The organism is Flavobacterium sp. B183, assembly GCF_023539155.1.
GTDB lineage: Bacteria > Bacteroidota > Bacteroidia > Flavobacteriales > Flavobacteriaceae > Flavobacterium > Flavobacterium tructae.
Genome location: NZ_CP097434.1, coordinates 1,921,122 through 1,942,324, shown reverse-complemented (window position 1 = coordinate 1,942,324; position 21,203 = coordinate 1,921,122). Strand labels below are relative to the sequence as shown.

General features: G+C 35.1%; 17 protein-coding genes and 2 tRNA genes. 8 read left to right on the top strand and 11 right to left on the bottom strand.

Features of this window, described 5'->3' with window-relative positions; translation table 11 throughout:
• The first annotated feature begins 47 nt into the window (after positions 1–47).
• A complete protein-coding gene (gene fabD / locus M4I44_RS08615; protein ID WP_249967051.1) occupies positions 48–923 on the top strand; it encodes an ACP S-malonyltransferase in 876 nt (291 codons plus the stop codon).
• A gap of 391 nt (positions 924–1,314) precedes the next feature.
• Here fabD and M4I44_RS08610 read toward each other — a convergent pair whose 3' ends face one another.
• From M4I44_RS08610 to M4I44_RS08600, 3 genes are all read right to left on the bottom strand, one after another.
• Positions 1,315–1,512 carry a hypothetical protein gene (locus M4I44_RS08610; protein ID WP_249967050.1) on the bottom strand — a complete coding sequence of 66 codons (198 nt, stop codon included), beginning with the start codon at positions 1,510–1,512 and terminating at the stop codon, positions 1,315–1,317.
• A gap of 118 nt (positions 1,513–1,630) precedes the next feature.
• Positions 1,631–2,644: a UDP-glucose 4-epimerase GalE gene (galE, locus tag M4I44_RS08605; protein ID WP_017497766.1), complete on the bottom strand. Its 1,014-nt coding sequence runs from the start codon at positions 2,642–2,644 to the stop codon at positions 1,631–1,633.
• 43 nt (positions 2,645–2,687) lie between these two features.
• A complete protein-coding gene (locus M4I44_RS08600; protein ID WP_249967049.1) occupies positions 2,688–3,821 on the bottom strand; it encodes a DegT/DnrJ/EryC1/StrS aminotransferase family protein in 1,134 nt (377 codons plus the stop codon).
• A gap of 135 nt (positions 3,822–3,956) precedes the next feature.
• Here M4I44_RS08600 and M4I44_RS08595 point away from each other — a divergent pair, with 135 nt between their 5' ends.
• Both M4I44_RS08595 and M4I44_RS08590 read left to right on the top strand, forming a co-directional pair.
• Positions 3,957–5,186 carry a 3-deoxy-D-manno-octulosonic acid transferase gene (locus tag M4I44_RS08595; RefSeq protein ID WP_249967048.1) on the top strand — a complete coding sequence of 410 codons (1,230 nt, stop codon included), beginning with the start codon at positions 3,957–3,959 and terminating at the stop codon, positions 5,184–5,186.
• A 349-nt stretch (positions 5,187–5,535) separates the two neighbouring features.
• Complete coding sequence (locus M4I44_RS08590; RefSeq protein WP_017497763.1) at positions 5,536–5,760, top strand: hypothetical protein; 225 nt, start codon at positions 5,536–5,538, stop codon at positions 5,758–5,760.
• A gap of 176 nt (positions 5,761–5,936) precedes the next feature.
• Here the strand turns inward: M4I44_RS08590 and M4I44_RS08585 are convergent, their stop codons facing one another.
• The 4 genes from M4I44_RS08585 to mutS all read right to left on the bottom strand — a co-directional run bounded on the left by M4I44_RS08585 (position 5,937) and on the right by mutS (position 9,539).
• Complete coding sequence (locus M4I44_RS08585) at positions 5,937–6,317, bottom strand: hypothetical protein (RefSeq protein WP_017497762.1); 381 nt, start codon at positions 6,315–6,317, stop codon at positions 5,937–5,939.
• Between the two features lie 291 nt (positions 6,318–6,608).
• A tRNA-Leu gene (locus tag M4I44_RS08580) sits at positions 6,609–6,694 on the bottom strand.
• Positions 6,695–6,708: 14 nt separating this feature from the next.
• Positions 6,709–6,781 (bottom strand) — tRNA-Gly (locus M4I44_RS08575).
• A gap of 151 nt (positions 6,782–6,932) precedes the next feature.
• Positions 6,933–9,539, bottom strand: a complete 2,607-nt coding sequence (gene mutS, locus M4I44_RS08570; protein ID WP_017497761.1) for a DNA mismatch repair protein MutS — start codon at positions 9,537–9,539, stop codon at positions 6,933–6,935.
• A 157-nt stretch (positions 9,540–9,696) separates the two neighbouring features.
• Between mutS and M4I44_RS08565 the strand changes: the two genes are divergently transcribed.
• A complete protein-coding gene (locus M4I44_RS08565; RefSeq protein ID WP_017497760.1) occupies positions 9,697–10,119 on the top strand; it encodes a DUF1573 domain-containing protein in 423 nt (140 codons plus the stop codon).
• A gap of 74 nt (positions 10,120–10,193) precedes the next feature.
• The gene (locus M4I44_RS08560) at positions 10,194–10,730 is read left to right on the top strand and encodes an RNA methyltransferase (protein ID WP_249967047.1); all 537 of its coding nucleotides are present in this window, start codon (positions 10,194–10,196) and stop codon (positions 10,728–10,730) included.
• Positions 10,731–10,787: 57 nt separating this feature from the next.
• Here M4I44_RS08560 and folK read toward each other — a convergent pair whose 3' ends face one another.
• Both folK and M4I44_RS08550 read right to left on the bottom strand, forming a co-directional pair.
• A complete protein-coding gene (folK, locus tag M4I44_RS08555; protein ID WP_249967046.1) occupies positions 10,788–11,924 on the bottom strand; it encodes a 2-amino-4-hydroxy-6-hydroxymethyldihydropteridine diphosphokinase in 1,137 nt (378 codons plus the stop codon).
• 58 nt (positions 11,925–11,982) lie between these two features.
• Entirely contained in the window at positions 11,983–13,170 is a 1,188-nt protein-coding gene (locus M4I44_RS08550; protein ID WP_249967045.1) for a carboxypeptidase-like regulatory domain-containing protein, read from the bottom strand.
• A gap of 204 nt (positions 13,171–13,374) precedes the next feature.
• Between M4I44_RS08550 and sppA the strand changes: the two genes are divergently transcribed.
• The 3 genes from sppA to M4I44_RS08535 all read left to right on the top strand — a co-directional run bounded on the left by sppA (position 13,375) and on the right by M4I44_RS08535 (position 18,862).
• Complete coding sequence (sppA, locus tag M4I44_RS08545; protein WP_017497756.1) at positions 13,375–15,132, top strand: signal peptide peptidase SppA; 1,758 nt, start codon at positions 13,375–13,377, stop codon at positions 15,130–15,132.
• A 13-nt stretch (positions 15,133–15,145) separates the two neighbouring features.
• Positions 15,146–16,093 (top strand): S9 family peptidase, encoded by a 948-nt coding sequence (locus M4I44_RS08540; protein ID WP_249967044.1) that lies wholly within the window; start codon positions 15,146–15,148, stop codon positions 16,091–16,093.
• Positions 16,094–16,267: 174 nt separating this feature from the next.
• Positions 16,268–18,862 carry an AsmA family protein gene (locus tag M4I44_RS08535; protein WP_249967043.1) on the top strand — a complete coding sequence of 865 codons (2,595 nt, stop codon included), beginning with the start codon at positions 16,268–16,270 and terminating at the stop codon, positions 18,860–18,862.
• 50 nt (positions 18,863–18,912) lie between these two features.
• On the opposite strand, the gene M4I44_RS08530 is transcribed toward M4I44_RS08535, so the two are convergent.
• Both M4I44_RS08530 and M4I44_RS08525 read right to left on the bottom strand, forming a co-directional pair.
• Positions 18,913–19,992 (bottom strand): glycosyltransferase family 9 protein, encoded by a 1,080-nt coding sequence (locus M4I44_RS08530; RefSeq protein WP_249967042.1) that lies wholly within the window; start codon positions 19,990–19,992, stop codon positions 18,913–18,915.
• Between the two features lie 242 nt (positions 19,993–20,234).
• Positions 20,235–21,029 carry a DUF2797 domain-containing protein gene (locus M4I44_RS08525; protein ID WP_249967041.1) on the bottom strand — a complete coding sequence of 265 codons (795 nt, stop codon included), beginning with the start codon at positions 21,027–21,029 and terminating at the stop codon, positions 20,235–20,237.
• Between the last annotated feature and the right edge of the window lie 174 nt (positions 21,030–21,203).

Below are 21,203 nucleotides of genomic sequence, written 5' to 3'. Positions count from 1 at the left end.
TGAAACTAATTTTCAATTCAAAAAAATTCAATCTTTAAATTAGACAAATGAAAGCATACGTATTTCCGGGTCAGGGCGCACAATTTACAGGAATGGGCAAGGACTTATATGAAACATCGGCTTTAGCCAAAGAATTGTTCGAAAAAGCTAATGAAATTTTAGGTTTTAGAATTACAGATATCATGTTCGAAGGTACTGCCGAAGAACTAAAAGAAACTAAAGTTACACAGCCTGCGGTATTTTTACATTCCGTTATTTTAGCTAAAACTTTAGGAGACGATTTTAAACCAGAAATGGTTGCAGGACATTCTTTAGGAGAATTTTCAGCCTTGGTTGCCAACGGAACTTTGTCTTTTGAAGACGGTCTTAAATTAGTTTCTCAACGTGCTTTAGCTATGCAAAAAGCTTGTGAAATCACTCCATCAACAATGGCTGCGGTTTTAGGTTTAGCTGATAATATTGTAGAAGAAGTTTGTGCTTCTATTGACGGAATAGTTGTTGCGGCAAATTACAACTGTCCGGGACAATTGGTAATTTCTGGAGAAACTTCAGCTGTTGAAAAAGCTTGCGAAGCCATGAAAGCTGCCGGCGCAAAACGTGCTTTAATTTTACCTGTTGGAGGAGCATTTCACTCTCCGATGATGGAACCAGCAAGAGAAGAATTAGCTGCTGCAATTGAAGCCACTACATTCTCAACTCCTGTTTGTCCGGTTTACCAAAACGTAACCGCAAATGCTGTTTCGGATGCAAACGAAATCAAAAAGAACTTAATCATACAATTGACTGCTCCAGTAAAATGGACACAATCTGTTCAGCAAATGATCGCTGACGGCGCTACTTTATTCACTGAAGTTGGTCCGGGAAAAGTGTTAGCAGGTTTGATCAACAAAATTGACAAAGAAGCGATTACTGCGAATGCATAATTAGTATTTAGTCTCAGTAACAGTTTTCAGTTACTCACTCCATAAAAAAATCCTCATGAACAAGATTGTTTATGAGGATTTTGTTTTTTATAACCCTTTTGCTTCTGCACTGTAATTATTTACAATTCCGGTTATCAAATAATTTTGATTTCTTTTTTCAAAGAAGATATACCAGGTTGGTTTGGCATTGGGTTTGTAAAAAATATAATTTGAACCTAAATATTGGAGTAATTTTGATGTTTTCTTGTGAGGAAAACTCGAAATATCTGAAATAATAAAACAACTATCTTATCTACATAATTCTGAGCTGATTCAGGAAAACCAAAATACTCCTCTTTAAAAAGTGCAAAAACTAAATCATCAAAATAGTCAAGAACTTCTTTTTCAAAAATTACTTTTTCCACGGATAAGCTTGAATTCTCTTAAACATTTCAGCTTTAAATTCCTCTGAAGTCAGTCCTTTTGCAAACTCGGCATCAAAATCAAAAGTTTCCTGATCAATTCCTTTAAATTTAGATTTTTGAACTTCATATTCTACAGCAGGCTCTTCCACCTCGCTAGCTCTAACTTCTTCTTTTTTCTTTTGCATAATTCCTACAATTTATTCCTACAAATTTAAAAAATAAATTAAGCCAAAAACAAAAAGCCCAAATAATTTTTCAGATTATTTGGGATTTTTCTTATATTTTATTTTCGTCTGAAAAAAATTAAGAACGAACTTTCTGTTCCCATTTCCAGGCACTTGCCATGGCTTCGTCTAAGCTTAATTGGGCTTTCCAGCCTAAAACATTATTTGCTTTATCTGTATTTGCGTAAGCTTCTGTAATATCGCCTTCACGACGCGGCATAATTTTATAAGGTAATTTTTTATCGCTTACTTTTTCGAAACTATGAATCACTTCTAAAACCGAACTTCCTTTTCCGGTTCCTAGATTGAAAGTTTCTACTTTTTGTAAATTCTTTTTAGCCAACAAACGCTGTAAGGCAATTACGTGCGCTTTTGCCAAATCTACTACGTGAATATAATCACGAACTGCCGTACCATCAGGAGTTGGATAATCATCTCCAAAAACCGATAATTCCTGACGCAATCCTACACCTGTTTGCGTAATGAAAGGTACTAAATTTTGAGGAACACCAATTGGTAACTCGCCAATTTCAGTCGTTGCATGAGCTCCAACCGGGTTAAAATAACGCAGTAAAATTGCACTGATATTGGTTACTTTAGCGGTATCCGTAATAATTTCTTCTCCTATCTGTTTCGTATTTCCGTAAGGAGAAATCGCCGCCTGTACCGGAGCATCTTCAGTAATTGGCATTTTTTCGGCCTGACCATAAACGGTACAAGATGAGCTAAAAATAAAACTCGCTTCAGGTTTTTGCTGCAATTCCTGTAATAAATACACCAATGACGCAATGTTGTTTTCGTAATACAACAATGGATTTTCAACACTTTCACCAACTGCTTTTGAAGCCGCAAAATGAATTACTCCGGTAACATCGTTATGCTTTTTAAAAAATTCCCGAACCGACGCTTTTTCTCTTAAATCCAACTTTTCGAACAAAGGTGTTTTTCCTGTAATGGACGTAATCCCTTTTAAAACATCTTCTGTAGAATTGGAAAGGTTGTCAATAATGACTACTTCAAAACCTTCATTTTGCAATTCTACAACGGTGTGAGAACCAATAAATCCTAATCCTCCTGTTACTAATACTTTCATTTTGTGGTTATTTTGTGCTGTTGTTTATTTGGTTTAATCTTTATTATTTATTCAAAAATTCCAAAACAGAATCGGTTATAAATTTAATTTGCTCATCATCCAGTTCTGTATGCATTGGCAAAGCAATTACTTCCTTTACCAATTGGTTGGTCACTGGAAACTGCTCTTCTTTGTAACGAGAATCAGCATAAGCTTTTTGTGAATGCAAAGGAATCGGATAATAAATCGCACACGGAATTCCCTTATCCAATAAATACTGCATCAAAGCATTACGATCTGCATCAATAATTCTCAATACATATTGATGAAAAACATGATCATTTTGACTTGCATCAAATTCAGGTGTAATAATATGTGTATTTCCGGCAAAAGCTGCATTGTATTTTGTTGCCGCTAAACGGCGTGCTGCATTGTACTCGTCTAACAATGGTAATTTTGCATTCAGAACTCCGGCCTGAATACTATCCAAACGTGAATTCACTCCTACAACATCATGGTGGTAACGCTCGTACATTCCGTGATTTACGATCCCGCGAATGATGTGCGCTAGTTTATCATCGTTTGTAAAAATTGCTCCTCCATCTCCATAACAGCCTAAATTTTTAGACGGGAAAAATGAAGTTGCCGCTACATGACCAATTACTCCAACTTTGCTTTTTGCTCCTGATTTAGAAATATAATCTGCTCCAATTGCCTGCGCATTGTCTTCGATTACATATAAATTATGTTCGGCAGCAATTTCCATGATAGCATCCATGTTTGCTGCACGTCCAAATAAATGTACCGGAACAATTGCTTTTGTTTTTGGTGTAATTGCTTTTTTAAGCGCTTCAATATCGATGTTCATATTTACGACATCAACATCTACTAAAACCGGCGTCAATTGTAGCAAAGCAATTACCTCAACAGTAGCTGCAAAAGTAAAATCGGCCGTAATTACCTCATCGCCCGGTTTCAAATCTAATCCCATCATGGCAATTTGCAAAGCATCGGTTCCGTTTGCACACGGAATCACGTGTTTTGCTCCCAGATAGTCTTCCAGATTTTTTTGAAACTGGTGTACTAAAGGGCCATTTATGTAAGTATTGGTATCCAAGACCTCCTGAATAGAGGCATCAACTGTAGTTTTTATTTTTTCGTATTGACTTTTTAGGTCAACCATTTGAATTTTTTTCATTTTCAATATATTTTAAAATTAAAGACTTGCATTTCATTCAGCGTCTCTAAAAGGAGGAACAAAAATAGTTATTTAATACCTTCAAACCAATGAAAATAATCGAAAGAACCGTAATTTAGCCACAAAAACAAACAGATGCTTTTTCTCTATAATTTAGTTATTTCTATTGCTGGCTTTTTTCTGAAAATTGTAGCACTTTTTAGTCCGAAAATTAAGCTTTTTGTCGAAGGTCGTAAAAATGTTTTCACGATTCTTGAAGAAAAGATAAAGTCTTCAGATAAAACCATCTGGTTTCATTCGGCCTCGCTTGGCGAATACGAACAAGGCCTGCCGGTAATCGAAAAAATCAAAGAAAAATACCCTGCGCACAAAATCATCGTTACCTTTTTCTCTCCCTCAGGCTACGAAGTCCGAAAAAACAATACTACTGCAGCTGTTACACTGTACCTTCCACTGGACACCAAAAGCAACGCCAAGAAATTCTTAAAGCTTGCTCATCCTGAGTTGGCATTTTTCATAAAATATGAATTTTGGCTGAATTACTTAAATGAATTAGAGAAAAGCCAAACCCCGACCTATTTAATTTCCGGAATTTTCAGAGACAATCAGATGTTTTTTAAATGGTACGGCGGTTTTTACAGAAAAGCATTAAAAGCATTCACTTACTTTTTTGTTCAGAACGAAAATTCAAAAGAAAAAATAAAGAGTATCGGCTTTGACAATGTTATTGTTTCAGGAGACACTCGTTTTGATCGTGTAAATGCTATTTTAGAAAGAGACAACACTTTGGATTTTATCGAAAAATTCAAAAACAATACCCCAACCATCATTATAGGCAGCTCTTGGCCTAAAGATGAAGTATTATTAGCAGAATACATCAACCAGGCATCCGAAGATGTAAAATTCATCATTGCACCTCACAACATTAAGAGCGATCAGATCGCAAGCCTGAAAGCGCAAATTACTAAATCAACAATATTATTCTCTGAAAAAGAAAATGCAGATTTATCTAGTTACAATGTCTTTATTATAGACACTATTGGATTACTGACTAAAATTTACAGTTACGGGACAATTGCTTATGTTGGCGGCGGATTTGGAAATCCCGGAATCCATAATATATTAGAACCTGCTACTTTTGGAATTCCAATTGTAATTGGTCCCAACTACTCGAATTTTGCCGAAGCAGTTGAACTGGTCGCCCTTAAAGGATGCCTTGTCATCTCGAACAATCAGGAATTAAAGCAAACTCTTGATCGTTTGCTTCAGGACAAAGCGTTTTTAGAAGAAAAGAGTCAAATTTGCAAATCGTATATTCAGAACAATAAAGGAGCTACAAACAGCATCATGAATATCGTCGCGTAACCTTTTTATACGAATCGCACGTGATTCAGAAACAACATTACACACAAAAGGGCCTATTTAAGCTCTTTTGTTTTTTTTCAGCACTACCTAATATTCTAAAAAACACAAAACAAACTGCAACCAAGAGTGTAAAAACCCCCAATTCTCTTATTGAATCTTCAATAAAAAATAATTTAGACAAAATATACCATAATTTAACATATTATTATTAATTTGGCACATTGTTTGATAAATAAGATAATCGTGAGCAATGAAAATATTTTAAAAAAAAAATAAAAAAATATTTTACATATTAAAAAATTTATATCTTTGCCACGAATTAATAATTAACCTTTTATAATAAAGTAAGATGAAAAAAGTATTTTTAAGTTTAGCTGTTGTTGCTGTTTTAACTGTTGTATCTTGTAAAAAAGCTGACGCTGCAGCTACTGAAGCTGTAGATTCTACTGCTGTTGCTGTTGATTCTGCTGCTGCTGTAGTTGATTCTGCTGCTGCAACTGTTGATTCTGCTGCTGCAAAAGTTGACTCTGCTGCTGCAAAAGTTGAAGAAGCTGCTGCTCCTGCTAAAAAGTAATTCTAAATTACTCAAAAAAATAAAAAGCTATCTCTTTGCAGATAGCTTTTTTTTATGCCTTATAATCAACAAAACCACAACACACACTATAAAAAAAGACCTGATAAGTCTTCAAAACTCACCAGGCCTTTATACAATTACCAAAACCTAGAAAACAAAAGACACTCTTTTATTTCCTAATCCTCCACTTCCACTTCCTCACCCACAACTTCATCTTCAAAAATAGATTCACTTGAGGAAAAATCCAAAATCTCAGCTCTAGAAGCATAAGTCACAATTTCCTTGATTCCTTTCTGCAAAAGCAATTCCGTTGTGTATTTTCGACTTGTAGCAAAATGAAGCTCTCCCAACATCAATTTAAAAAAATACCTTCCCCCAGCTCCTTTAAACTTTAAAAACCGAGCTATCTCAATATTCACCTTAAACTTCTCGATATCTTCTTCGCACTCAAACCTCAATTCATAACTAAGACTCGTAAATATCACCTTGCCCTTTCTCGAAGTAAATACGAATTTATATTCATCATTAAAACGTTTACTAATTACAAAGGCACCCATATTATTATTTTAGATTTTAAATTTTAGATTATTGATTTCAGATTCTTAGATTCTTAGATTCTTAGATTCTTAGATTCTTAGATTCTTAGATTCTTAGATTCTTAGATTCTTAGATTCTTAGATTCTTAGATTCTTAGATTCTTAGATTCTTAGATTCTTAGATTCTTAGATTCTTAGATTCTTAGATTCTTAGATTCTTAGATTCTCTAAAATAAATCTGCTTCGCAGATTTATTTTAAAACTTCTGGATTTACACCATAAAAAAAGCCTCTTCAAAAGAAGAGGCTTTAGTACTCAGAGCGGGACTTGAACCCGCACGAACATTGCTGTTCACTGGATTTTAAGTCCAGCGTGTCTACCAATTTCACCATCCGAGCATTAGATGATATAGAGCGAAAAACGGGGCTCGAACCCGCGACCTCGACCTTGGCAAGGTCGCGCTCTACCAACTGAGCTATTTTCGCATTTCAAATTCTAATTAAGAACTGCAACACTTGATTTGTTCTGTATTGCGAGTGCAAATTTAGGACATTTATTCAATTACACAAGCGTTTTTTGAAAAAAAAATCTACTTATTTTATAACTTTCTGATAACCTAAACTTTAAATATGAAATTTATTTTCGTACTAACATTCTTTTAATCTCATTGAGTTTCATCAATGCTTCAACCGGTGTGATCGCATTAATATCAAGCCCCAAAATTTCTTCTTTTATCTCCTCCAGCAAAGGATCGTCTAAATTAAAGAAACTCATCTGCATTTCATCATTTTCAGACTTTACACCATTTAACGCTTCACTTGAGTGGTTTTTCTCCAGTTTTTTCAACATCTTTTGCGCTTTCAAAATTACAATCTGAGGCATTCCGGCCATTTTTGCTACATGAATTCCAAAACTATGAGCACTTCCTCCTTTTACCAGTTTACGAATAAAAAGCACGTTGTCTTTTAACTCTTTTACCGCAACATTATAATTTTGAATTCTTGGCAACGATTCTGTCATTTCATTCAATTCATGATAATGCGTTGCAAACAAAGTCTTAGGTCTTCCCGGGTGTTCGTGTAAAAATTCGGCAATCGCCCAAGCAATCGAAATCCCGTCATATGTACTGGTTCCTCTTCCAATTTCATCCAGAAGTACCAAACTGCGATCTGAGATGTTATTCAAAATAGAAGCGGTCTCATTCATCTCTACCATAAAAGTAGATTCTCCCATCGAAATATTATCCGAAGCACCTACTCTGGTAAAAATCTTATCTACAATTCCCATTCTTACACTATCAGCAGGAACAAAACTTCCCATTTGAGCCAACAATACAATTAAAGCCGTTTGTCTCAAAATAGCAGACTTACCGGACATGTTAGGACCTGTAATCATAATCAGCTGCTGCGTCTCTCTGTCTAAATAAACATCATTAGCAATATAAGGCGTTCCAACCGGTAATTGCTTTTCAATAACCGGATGACGTCCGTTTTTGATCTCTAACTCAAACGTTTCATCAATTTCAGGACATACATATTGATTCTCTATAGCCAATTGTGTAAACGAACACAAACAGTCCAGCTGTGCCACCAAATTAGCATTCATCTGTACTGGCTTGATATAAGTTCCAATCCAGATCACCAATTGCTCAAAAAGCTCTGTTTCTATCTTGTAAATCTTCTCTTCTGCTCCCAGAATTTTAGTTTCATACTCTTTTAATTCCTCGGTAATGTATCGCTCTGCATTAACCAGCGTCTGTTTACGAATCCACTCTTCAGGAACTTTATCTTTGTGTGTATTTCTAACTTCAATATAGTAACCAAAAACATTATTGAACGAGATCTTAAGCGAAGAAATTCCGGTACGCTCCGATTCTCTTTTTTCAATTCCCTCCAAATATTCTTTTCCGGAAGTAGAAATAGCACGCAAATCATCCAGCTCTTCACTGATTCCTTTTGCAATAGCATTTCCTTTAGCCACCGCGACAGGCGCATCCTGATTTAAAGTATTTTTAATCTTTTCTCTTAACAAATCACAGGCATGCAGACTATCTCCTATTACCTTCACCGCTTCCTGCGGACTTTCAAGTGCCAGGGTTTTAATTGGAATAATCGCATCCAACGATTCTTTCAGATATACAATCTCACGTGGCGAGACTTTTCCTGTTGCTATTTTAGAAATCAAACGCTCTAAATCTGAGATTTGCTTGATTTGATACTGGATACTTTGCAAAACCTCTGAATTGGCCCTTAAATAAGAAACCACATCATGACGGCTTTTTATTCTACCACTGTCTTTCAAAGGCAAAGCCAGCCAGCGTTTCAACAAACGCCCTCCCATTGGCGAAAGCGTTCTGTCAATCACATCCAGAAGCGTTACCGCATTTGGATTATAACTGTGATACAATTCTAAGTTTCTGATGGTAAAACGATCCATCCAGACATAAGCATCTTCGGCAATACGCTGAATCGCTGTAATATGCTGCACACGATTGTGCTGCGTTTCTGACAAGTAGTACAAAATTGCTCCGGAAGCAATAATTCCTTCTCTTAATTCTTCTACTCCAAAACCTTTTAAGGAAGAGGTCTGAAAGTGCTTCGTCAGCGTTTCCAGAGCATAATCTTCCTTATAAATCCAGTCTTCTAAATAAAAGCTATGAAAATCATCTCCAAAAGCATCTTTAAAGTCACTTTTATTTTGTTTCGGAACCAAAACCTCACTCGGGTTGAAGTTTTGCAGCAATTTGTCGATGTACTCTGCATTTCCCTGAGCCGTTAAAAACTCTCCTGTAGAAACATCCAGAAAGGAAACTCCGATATTTTTGTTAGCAAAATAAACTGATGCTAAAAAGTTATTTGATTTGGATTGTAAAACTTCGTCGTTTAAAGAAACTCCAGGAGTTACCAATTCAGTAACACCACGTTTTACAATAGTTTTAGTCATTTTTGGATCCTCTAGCTGATCACAGATCGCCACACGAAGTCCGGCTTTGACTAATTTTGGCAAATACGTATTGACAGAGTGATGCGGAAAACCGGCCAAAGCGGTTTCTGTATCAGAACCGGCGCCTCTTTTGGTTAATGTTATTCCCAGAATTTTTGAGGCCCTAATAGCATCTTCTCCAAAGGTTTCATAAAAGTCTCCTACTCTAAAAAGCAAACAGGCATCAGGATATTTTCTCTTGATTTCATTGTATTGTTTCATTAAAGGTGTCTCTTTAACCACTTTCTCTTTCGCTGCCAAATTATTGTATTTTAAATGAAAAAATTAAGACAGCGAATTTATGACATTTTGAAGGAATATCGAAGTAGTGCAAAAATTAAAATATTTTAAGCTTTTTTTAAGTTGAGATATAAGAATTTTACATAGATTTGTCTTAATTAAAAAAGACTCTAAAAAGATGAAAAAAATAATTTTAATCGCTATGTTAGCTGTAGTTGGAATTACAGCTTCTAATGCTCAAAGCAATAAAAAAGGAAAAATTGCCAAAGTAGAAGGTGCAGGAATGGCTTTCGAAACAGAAACCATTGATTATGGAACTATTGCTCATAATGCAGATGGGAAACGTGAATTTGTTTTTGTAAACAATGGAACTAAACCTCTTATCATCACAAACACAACTGGATCTTGCGGTTGTACAGTACCAACAACTCCAAAAGAGCCAATCGCTCCGGGTGCTAAAGGTATTATTGGTGTAAAATATGCTACTGACAGAGTTGGTGCTTTTACAAAAACTGTAACTGTAACTTCTAATGCTGAAGGACAACCAACAAAAGTACTTACTATTAAAGGTACTGTTTTACCAGATCCGGTAAAAAGCTAATCTAAAAAGTAAAATAGAATAATTCAAAAAGCTTCCTTAACTTTGGAAGCTTTTTTTATGACCTGAATAAACCTATGAGAAAACTTGAAAATAGCGAACTGGACCGTAAATCAATAGAGGATTTTAAAAAATCAGACAAAACTCCTTTGATTTTAGTTTTAGATGATATTCGCAGTCTGCACAATATTGGATCTGTGTTCAGGACCGCTGATGCATTTTTAATTGAAAAAATAATCCTGTGTGGTATTACCGCCACTCCACCCAATAAAGAAATTCACAAAACGGCTCTTGGCGCGACTGAGACTGTTGCATGGGAACATCACGAAAATGTATTGGAAGTAATCGAAAATCTTAAAAAAGAAAATGTACTGACGCTTGCCATCGAACAGGTGGAAAGCTCTATTTTCCTTCAGGATTTTAAAACGGAGAAAAATCAGAAGTATGCATTGGTTTTTGGTAATGAGGTTTACGGAGTTGCTCAGGAAGCAGTTGCTCTTTGTGATGGTTGTATCGAAATCCCACAATTAGGTACCAAACACTCTTTAAATATTGCCGTAAGCGCGGGAATTGTGGTTTGGGATTTATTTCAGAAATTAAACTGGCCGGAATAAACAATGTGTCAATTAGATAATTAGATAATGTGATAATTGCCCCCATTATCTAATTTTCTAATTAAAAATCTTCTTCTGAATTTCGTCCAAGATAAAAAGGTAATCTTTATGATTTTTCACGAAATCACGATCAGAAACATCAATAATCAGCACGTTTAAATCAGTTTGGGATTTAATATATTCTAAATAACCATTATTGATTTTATCCAGATAACCTGCCTCAATATTCTGTTCGTAGTTGCGTCCGCGTTTCTTGATGTTTTGCAGCAGCCTTTCAGAATTCTGATACAAATAAACATACAAATCCGGTTTTGGCATTTCTTTATAGATAATATCAAACAAGTTTCGATACAATCGATACTCGTCTTCGGCAAGGGTAATTTTAGCAAAAATCAAGGATTTAAAGATATGATAATCGGCTACAATAAAATCTTTAAACAAATCAAATTGTGCCAGATCATCTGATAACTGCTGATAACGGTCTGCCAGAAAAGACATTTCCAACGGAAAAGCGTACCTGTTCTGATCTTTGTAAAATTTTGGCAAAAAAGGATTATCGGCAAATCGCTCTAAAACCATTTTTGCATTAAAATCCTCCGCTATTTTTTGCACCAAAGTGGTTTTCCCTGCCCCAATATTTCCTTCAAAAGCAATGTAGTTGAAGTTCTCCAACGCAATTTCGCGTATCGGATTTTTCAATTCCTGAACTACTTCACAAACACTATCGTCTGGCGAGACTGCAATTAATTCTGTAATGGATTTTTGAAAAACAGGATGTTCCCAGTCTACACCTAAATCCTGCATAGGAAGCAAAACAAACTTTCTGTTTTGCATTAACGGATGTGGGATCTGCAATTTTTCGGACGCAATAATTTCATCATCATAAGTAATCAGATCAATATCGATAATTCGGGACTGATACCCTTGTTGCTCCGATCTGATTCGGCCTAGTTTTTTTTCTACTTTCAGAACCTGACTTAATACTTTTTGCGCCGATAAATAGGTATGCAAAACCAATGCACAATTATAAAAAGCATCACTCTCAAACCCCCAGGCAGGAGTTTCATACAGTTTTGAAACCCTGATTACAGTCCCCACTTCTTTATGTATCAAATCGATACACGTTTCGATGTTTGTTAACCTGTTTCCCTGATTGCTGCCTATTGATAAAACGATTTGATGCTGTGACTTCATAATTAATGCAAATTAACTAAAACTATTTTAGAATTAACTACATTATTTGATTCAAGAGTTAGAAGTTTCCAACTATTTCAAACTCTTTCTTGTTCTCTTTGTTTTCTGAAACCCTCTTCAAAAAAGCACTTAAATCGCTTGTTAAGGGGAGTTGGTTCTGGCTTTTCCAAAATTGTTCTGAGTAAGGAAATTTCACTTTAAAAATATCCTTATCCATCGACAAATTCGACTTTGCTTTTTCGGCAATAAAACTATTGGTTACAAAAAAATTGGTCGAATAATCGTAAAACGCTTTTATATTTTTTTCACTTACAAGTAATTCTACCCTAACATCCGATTTTGAATTATTCAAATAATATTTATTGGTGCTGGCACTCTTCTTATAATTTGAAGTGGTTTTAAAACTGGTGGTTCGATATTCTACTTTGTCCTTTTTTTGAAACGGTACTTTTTCTCCATTATCATAAAGATCAAAATAGGTTTCTACAATAGCATAGTCATTCTTATTAATTATAAAATAACCACTGGTTTTTTGTGCAATTGTATTTTCTGACTTTTTGATAAAACTAATTTTAAAAAAATCACCGGCTACATTTTTTTCCTTAGTAAGTTCGAAATCTTCCGTTTTGATAGAGATCATAGCATTTATGTCAAATAATTTTTCAAAACTCTGAAATTCGAAATACACAAAATCAGCCTTATCTTTTATTCCGACTTTCCTCATATTCAAAATCTCAACTTCACATTTATTGTCCGGTTGTGTTTTTGATTTAAAGATGCTTTTTCTCGATACTTTACCATAAATATCCTGTAATCTTTCCAATTCATCATTTCGTTTCAAGACACATCGCAAGAAGAAGTTTTCATTGTACGGTTCGAATATGTAATTCTCTTTCATTTTGGCATATACTTTTTTCATTATAGCCATTTCTTCTCCCACCACTACTTCATCAAGTTCAATGGTTTTACTTTGCAAAAAGATCGTATCCTGTTTGTTTATTTCGGCAAAGCTGAGTTTCAGATTTTCATATCCAATCAAACTAAAATTCAATTCATCCTGATCGGAAATAAAAGAAAAAACACCTTCCTCATTCGTTATTGAATTGTCCTTTTGATTGTAAATATTTACTTTTTCCAGAGGAAGCTTTGTCAGTTTATCAACGACCACTTTTTTAGTTTGCATTTTTTGAGCCCCGGCATAAAAGCCCAAGAAAAAAAGACTCCACAAAATTATTTTATCTTTCATATTTAAGTATTTGGTTTCCTCAAATATAAAATATTCCGAACTCAAACTATATTTATCTTACAAAATATCTTATCTTTAATTTAATGCGTTAAAAATGCAGAAGCCACAACCATTTCATCCAATTTGCTATTCGAATTAATTTGTTTTTAGATTACTTTTGTAACAAACCAACCTTTTTCGATACTTATTAAAAAAAATATACTTATGAAGTTTTTAGGAAATGTAATTGCCACTGTTATTGGTATTTTTGTATTTATTATCCTCTTCTTTTTTGGGGTCATTCTTATTGGAGCAATTTTTGGAGGAGACGACGCTGTTTCTGTGAAAAGTGATTCTGTTATTGAATTAAATTTAAAACAAATTCAAAACGATTATGCCGGAAAATATAAAGACCCGTGGGTAACTGTTTTTTCGGATAAAAAAGGCATCGGTTTAACAGATGTAATCAATGCTATTGAAGCGGCGAAAACTGATGATAACATTAAAGGAATCTCTATTTTAAATGATGAGTCTTCTTTAGGTCTGGCACAATACAAAGATTTGAGAAATGCGCTTGAAAGTTTCAAAAAATCAGGAAAGTTTGTTTGGGCCTATGCCAATACGTACTCTCAGAAAGAATATTATCTGAATTCTGTAGCCAATACTATTTATTTGAATCCTGCCGGAGATTTAGATTTTAAAGGTCTTTCGTCCGAGGTGATGTTCTTCAAAGATTTTCAGGAAAAATCGGGTATTCACATGGAAGTGATTCGCCACGGAAAATACAAAAGTGCCGTTGAACCTTTTCTGGAAAATAAAATGAGTGATGCCAACAGAGAACAGGTAACTGCTCTTTTAAACTCCATCTGGACTACGGTTACGACTGATATTTCAAAAAGCAGAAATATTCCGCTGCCGAAACTAAATGAAATCGCCAATGGATTACTGGCCAGAACTCCGGAAATGGCAAAAGCACAAAAACTGGTAGATGTTATTGCTTATGAAGATGTTTACCATAACGCGATTAAAAAAGCGCTAAAAGTAACGGGAGATGACGATTACAATAAAATTTCGATTTTAGATTACACTCAAAACAACATTACAACTGCCCTGACCAATACTGCTACTGATCAAATTGCTATAATTTATGCACAGGGTGAAATACAAGGCGGCGAAGGAGATGTTAATGTAATTGGTGAAGGTTCTATGCGACGTTCTTTACAGGAGGCGCGCAAAAATGAAGATGTAAAAGCAATCGTTCTGAGAATAGACAGTCCGGGAGGAAGTGCTTTAACTTCTGACCTGATCTGGAGAGAAATCGAGATAACCAAAAAAGTAAAACCGGTTGTGGTTTCTATGGGGAATTATGCCGCATCAGGCGGTTACTACATTGCCTGCAACGCCAACAAAATTTTTGCAGAAAGCAATACGATTACAGGTTCTATAGGTGTTTTTGGAGTACTGCCTAACTTCACTCCTTTAGCTCATAAATTAGGAATCAACACAGAGCAGGTAAAAACACATGAAAACTCTGCAAATTACAGTCCGTTTGTACCTGTTGACGAAAAATTTAAAGCCTTTACTTTAGAAGGAGTTGAGCATATTTACAAAACCTTTGTAACGCATGTTGCGGAAGGCCGAAAAATGACTTTTGCACAGGTAGATTCGATCGCACAAGGAAGAGTCTGGTCAGGAAGCGAGGCCTTAAAAATTGGATTAGTAGATCAGATTGGAGGTTTGAATGATGCTATTGCTGAAGCTGCAAAAATTGCAAAGATCAAAACGTACAGTACACAAAACTATCCTGAATACGAAAAAACATTCAATGACCTTCTTTCCAATCTGCCATTTGCACAATCAAAAGAAGCTTTTATCAAGGAAGAAATCGGAGAAGAAAATTATATGCTTATTGAGCAGGTAAAAAGACTTCAAAAACAAAAAGGAGTTCAGGCCATGCTTCCATTCGGAATAAACATTAAATAACTTCCTTTTAAAAATGAAGAATTTATTTGTCCTTGCTGCTATTCTGTTGCTGAATTTTGTGAATGCTCAGAATAAAACTGAAGTTGCTTTTACAGAAACTCCCATTGTTTTAAAAATCAACATCGATCAGCTTTTTGGTACGTTGACTACTCCGAATTTAGAAAAAAGGTACCCGGTAGCTTTACTAATTTCAGGTTCAGGGCCTACGGATCGCAACGGAAACAATCCGATGATGAAAAACAATTCTCTGAAAATGCTTGCGGAAGTGCTGGCAAAAAACGGAATTGCATCATTACGATACGACAAAAGAGGAATTGCAGAAAGTAAACCGGCTGCTATCTCAGAACAAACTCTTGTATTTGAGAATTACACCGAAGATGCCAAAAGCTGGATCAATCTGTTAAAACAAGACAGCCGTTTCTCTGAAGTAATTGTAATTGGTCACAGCGAAGGCTCTCTGATTGGAATGATTGCCGGAGCAAAAGCCAATAAGTTTATCTCAATTGCAGGTGCTGGAGAATCTGCCGACCAATTGATCAAATCGCAAATTGCTTCCAAACAAAACAAACAAGTAGAGGAATTAACCTTCCCGATTATTGATAGTCTGAAAAGCGGATTTACAGTAAAAAAAGTAGACCCAATGCTTAATGCTCTTTTCAGACCAAGCATTCAGCCGTATTTAATTTCCTGGTTCAAATACAATCCGCAAAACGAAATCAAAAAACTAAATGTTCCTATTTTGATCGTTCAGGGAAATCAGGATTTACAAGTGACCGTAAAAGATGCTGAACTCTTATCGAAGGCCAATAAAAATGCCGAACTCCTGATCGTGGATAAAATGAATCATGTCATGAAAATCATCGACGGAGATCATCAGGCCAACCTGGAAAGTTATAAAAATGAGAATCTGCCCATCTCAGAAATCATGGTCAATAAGATTATTTCTTTCATTAAAAAATAACCGGCAATCATAAAAACATTAAAAATCCGTTTGAACTTATATTCAGGCGGATTTTTGTTTGGGACAAACAGAAGTATATTCTTAGGTTTAACAAAAACTTTATTTATGAACTCCATCAAAAAAAACTATTTTTGCAGCAATCAGTTTGCAATTTAACCCCTCAAATTTATTTATATGGTAAAGAAAATTTTAAAAATAACAGCTATAGTTCTTGTAGTCCTTGTAGCGGCCTTATTTGCCATTCCGTATTTCTTTAAAGATCAAATAAAAGCTAAAATCTCAGAAGCTATCAACAAAAGTGTTGATGCCAAGGTAAGTTTTACAGATGCCGATTTAAGTTTGTTCAAAAACTTTCCAAATGCCACTGTGGGAATCGAAAAACTGGTAATCATCAATAAAGCTCCATTTGAAGGAGATACTTTGGTTTCATTAGGCGAGCTAAACTTAAAAATGAGTATTAAGGAACTTTTCAAAGGAAAAGAAGAGCCTTTAAACATACAGGGAATCAGTTCTACCAATGGTCTGGTGAATATTATTTTCAACAAAGACGGTGTTGGTAATTTTGATATTGCACTAAAAGATAAAGAAAAGGACGTGAAAGACGACAAAAGCAAACCGCTTTCACTGAAAATTCAAAATTATAAAATCGAAAATTTCACTTTCAGATACATCGATCAGGGATCTAAAATAAAAATGGTCATTGATAGTTTGAACCATGAAGGAACGGGTGATTTTACCAATTCAAAATTAGATTTAACAACAAAATCTGTTGCTAATGTTTCTTTGGATATGGATAAGATCAATTACATGAAAAATGTAAAACTGACTTTAGACGCTGTATTGGGAATTGACCTTGAAAAAAGCAAATATACCTTTAAAGAGAATAAAGCTTTAATCAATCAATTGCCTTTGGAATTTGACGGGTTTATTCAGATGGTGGATACCGGACAAATTTATGATCTGAAGTTTAAGACTCCCACTTCATCCTTTACGAATTTCTTAGGACTCATTCCTTCTGCTTATGCTTCAAGTCTGGACGGTGTAAAAACTACCGGAGATTTTACTGTAGCCGGTTTTGCTAAAGGTGAATTAACTGAAACTACTGTTCCTAAGTTTAATGTGGCAATTGCTTCTAACAATGCTTCGTTTCAATATCCAAACCTTCCAAAATCGGTTCAGAATATTGTAATTGACACGAAAATCATCAACGAAACGGGAATCCTGAACGATACTTATGTTAATCTGGATAAACTTTCCTTCCGAATCGATCAGGATGTTTTTAACGCCAAAGCTAATATCAAAAACATCACGCAAAACCCGATCGTGAACGCGGCCTTGAAAGGAACCATCAATCTGGCGAATCTTTCTAAAGCGTATCCAATTAAAATGGACAAACCTCTTGCCGGTGTTTTAAAAGCTGATGTGACTACACAATTTGATATGGCTTCTGTTGAAAAGAGCCAATACCAGAATATCAAAAATGCCGGAACCATGAGTCTGTCCGGATTTAAATATACAGACGAAAACAATAAATCGATGAACATCAGTACGGCATTGGTAGAGTTTAATCCGAGTACCATAAACCTGAAAAAATTTGACGCCACAACCGGAAAAAGTGATTTAAGCATTAACGGAGTGCTGGAAAATTTCTATGGTTTCATGTTCAAAAAACAAGAACTAAGAGGAAACTTCAATATGAGTTCAAATCAGCTGGCAGTGAATGATTTTATGACTTCAGGAACTCCTGCTACAGAAAAAGCAGCTGCAAAACCTACTGAAGCGATGAAGATTCCGGCGTTTTTAAATTGTACTTTAAATGCTAAAGCTACAACGGTTTTATATGACAATCTGAAACTAAAAGACGTTTCGGGACGATTAATCGTTAAGGACGAAAAAGCTACTTTAGAAAACTTTAAAACCTCTATTTTTGGGGGAACAATTGGCCTTAACGGAGCTGTTTCTACCAAAACAAAAGTGCCTACTTTTGATATGAATTTAGGTTTCAATCAGGTGGATATTGCGCAAACTTTTACGCAATTAGACATGATGAAAAAAATTGCTCCTTTGGCAGGAATCATCAACGGAAAATTAAATTCGACTATAAAATTAAACGGAAACTTAGACGACAAGGAATTGACTCCGGATCTAAAATCAATCTCGGGAGATCTTTTAGGACAACTGCTTTCAACTACTGTAAATTCTAAAAATTCAACCGTTATAAATGCCTTAACTTCTAACCTGAAATTTATTGATCCTAATAAAATAAACCTGAATGATATTAAAGCGGCTCTAACGTTTGATAACGGAAAAGTGAGCGTAAAACCATTTGACATCAAGTATCAGGACATTAAAATTACAATTGGCGGAACTCATGGTTTCGATCAAACGATGAACTATAATTTAAAATTAGACGTTCCGGCAAAATACTTAGGAAATGAAGCCAATGCCTTCCTTGCTAAAATGTCACCTTCAGATGCTGCAAAACTGCAAAACATTCCAATAAATGCTGTGCTTACAGGTAATTTTTCGCACCCAAAAGTATCAACGGATATGAAAAGTGCTGTGACCAGTCTGGCTTCGCAGGTTGCGAATCAGCAAAGAGACAAGCTGACTCAAAAAGGAACTTCGGCTCTTAATGATTTTATCAATAAAAACACGAAAGCTAAAGATACCACTAAAGCTGCTGCTACCGAAAAAGAGCAAAAAACTCAGGAGGTTACTAAAAAAGCCAGTGACTTAATCAATGGCTTGTTTAAGAAGAAAAACTAAACAAAAAAAAGGGTATCCGTAGATGCCCTTTTTTTTTTGTTTCTTATCATTTAAATTGCTTGTCCTATAGTATTAAGTTTTCCATTGTTCAGGATGGAGTTTATGATTTTTACATAATCCTTTTTAGTATGCAAATTAATATCTATTCCAATACTGCAATTGTCGTAAGGTTCATATTTTTTAAGGTTTGAAACCGAGAAAAGCCCAATCGTTGGAGTCTGAACGGCACTGGCTAAATGCATGATTCCGCTATCAGCACCAATAAACAAATCAGTATTAGCAATTACCGACCCTATTTCGCGAATATCTTTGCTGTAAAATGTAGGTGCCTGAAATGCAATTTGCGAAACATTTTCTACTGGTAGGATCTCGATAATATTATAGTCTTTATATTCCTCTTTAAGTTGCCCGTAAAAGTTCTCCCACCACTCTTCCGACAAGCATTTTGCTCCTGTCGCATACGTAAAAATACAGATGGTTCTTTTAGAATCAGGCACTAAGTCATTTAAAATTTTCTTTCCGTTAGCAATTTCAGCAGAAGATAGTTTAAGGTCAATCGGGGCTATTATTTTGTTGCTTTTTGCTAATCCAAGTTTCGTTAAATAATTTCGGAAGTTATAAACGGGATATTTCGCAATATGATCGTAGTCTTTTTTTACAAGTTGAGATTCATCATTTAAATCTCCGTAAAATTTATATTTAGCATTAGAGAATTGGACTGCTAAACGTCCTGAAGAAGAGTTTTGATCTACGTTGATCGCAACATCGTATTTTTGTGTTTTTATTGAAATCCAGACATTCAGGTATTCCAATAAGCTTTTGAACGGTTTTTTAGGCAAACCAATTACCTTATTGATGTTTTGATAATTTCCAAAAATTACCAGAGCTAAAGCTCCCTTAACAAACAAATCGACTTTACAATTTGGAAACATATCGTTGACTTCCTGAACCAGCGGCGTAATCAATAATAAGTTTCCGAGTCTGGCATTTGGCCTGCAAATCAGGACCCGCCTAATTTCTGTTTTATCCACTAAAACAATATGCTGCTCTGATCTTGGCTTTCCAATGTTCTTAGTGAGACGGTGCATTACGCTGCGCCTGACCACATTTATTCGTTTTAAAACACTCATCTTTATAATTCATTTATTAATTAAATATTTGTCCTTGGAAATTCAAAAAAAAACTTTCATTTCGCTTTTTGCTAAACTAGGTTCTCTTTAGATTTAAAATTAAAATCTTCTAATAAATAATTATTATAAAATTGTAATCAAATGTTTCAACATTCAAATTACAATTTTACTAAAACTGTATTATAAATATACTAAAATACTAATAAACAATTCCTTACAAAGCGCTTTTCTTCCTTTAAATGTTAAACTGCAATACTAACCACATAACCTTCCGAACCTCTTACATTAAAAACAGTTCCGTTCTCAAAGATTAAATATTGCCCTTTAATTCCGGTTAATTTCCCCTGAAATGACGGGGTTTTATCCAGATTCAGACTGGTTACTTTAGTCGGATAATTTAAAACCGGATACTGTAATTCATACAGATCATTTTTTTGGGTATAAAAATATTCCTGTACTTCTGCCGGAATCAAACTTTCTACTTTTGCCTTTTCAGCCAGCAGGTCGAAACTTTCACCTGTATTTTGAAGCATCTTTCTCCAGTTTGTTTTATCCGTATAATGGTCTTTTAATGCCACCTCAGTTATTCCGGCTAGATATCGGTTTGGAACCTCAACGATCGCAATAGCCTGGGTAGCTCCTTGGTCGATCCAACGCGTTGGAACCTGAGTTTTACGGGTTACCCCAACTTTTACTTCACTTGCCAAAGCCAGATATACAATATGAGGCTGAAGCTGTACTTTTTGTTCGTACTCCAAATCACGGTCTGCAATTCCTAAGTGTGCAGTACTGAGTTCCGGCCGCATGATCCAATCCCCAACAGCAGGGCTTGAGTAAAAACACTCATAACAAAATCCCTGACGGTAGATCTTTTTCTTCTTGTGGCAATTCAGACATTCAAACCCGACGAAATTAATCTCAATTTCTTTGTTCAGTAATTGATTCATGTTTAAAAAACTGTCTTCAAATACCAAATAATACTGAATTGGAGCTCCCATTTCAGTTTGCATTTTTGTAAGTACGCCTTGATATGTCATTAGAATTTAGATTGCAGATTGTATATTTTAGATTTGTCGGTCTGAATTCTGAATTTTAAGAGTTAAAATTCGACCGAACCGGAATGTTTAATAAAAATAGCATGTTATTTTTTACAAAAAAACACTATTTTTGATACAACGGCAAAGTTACTATTTGTCTTTCGATATTCAAAT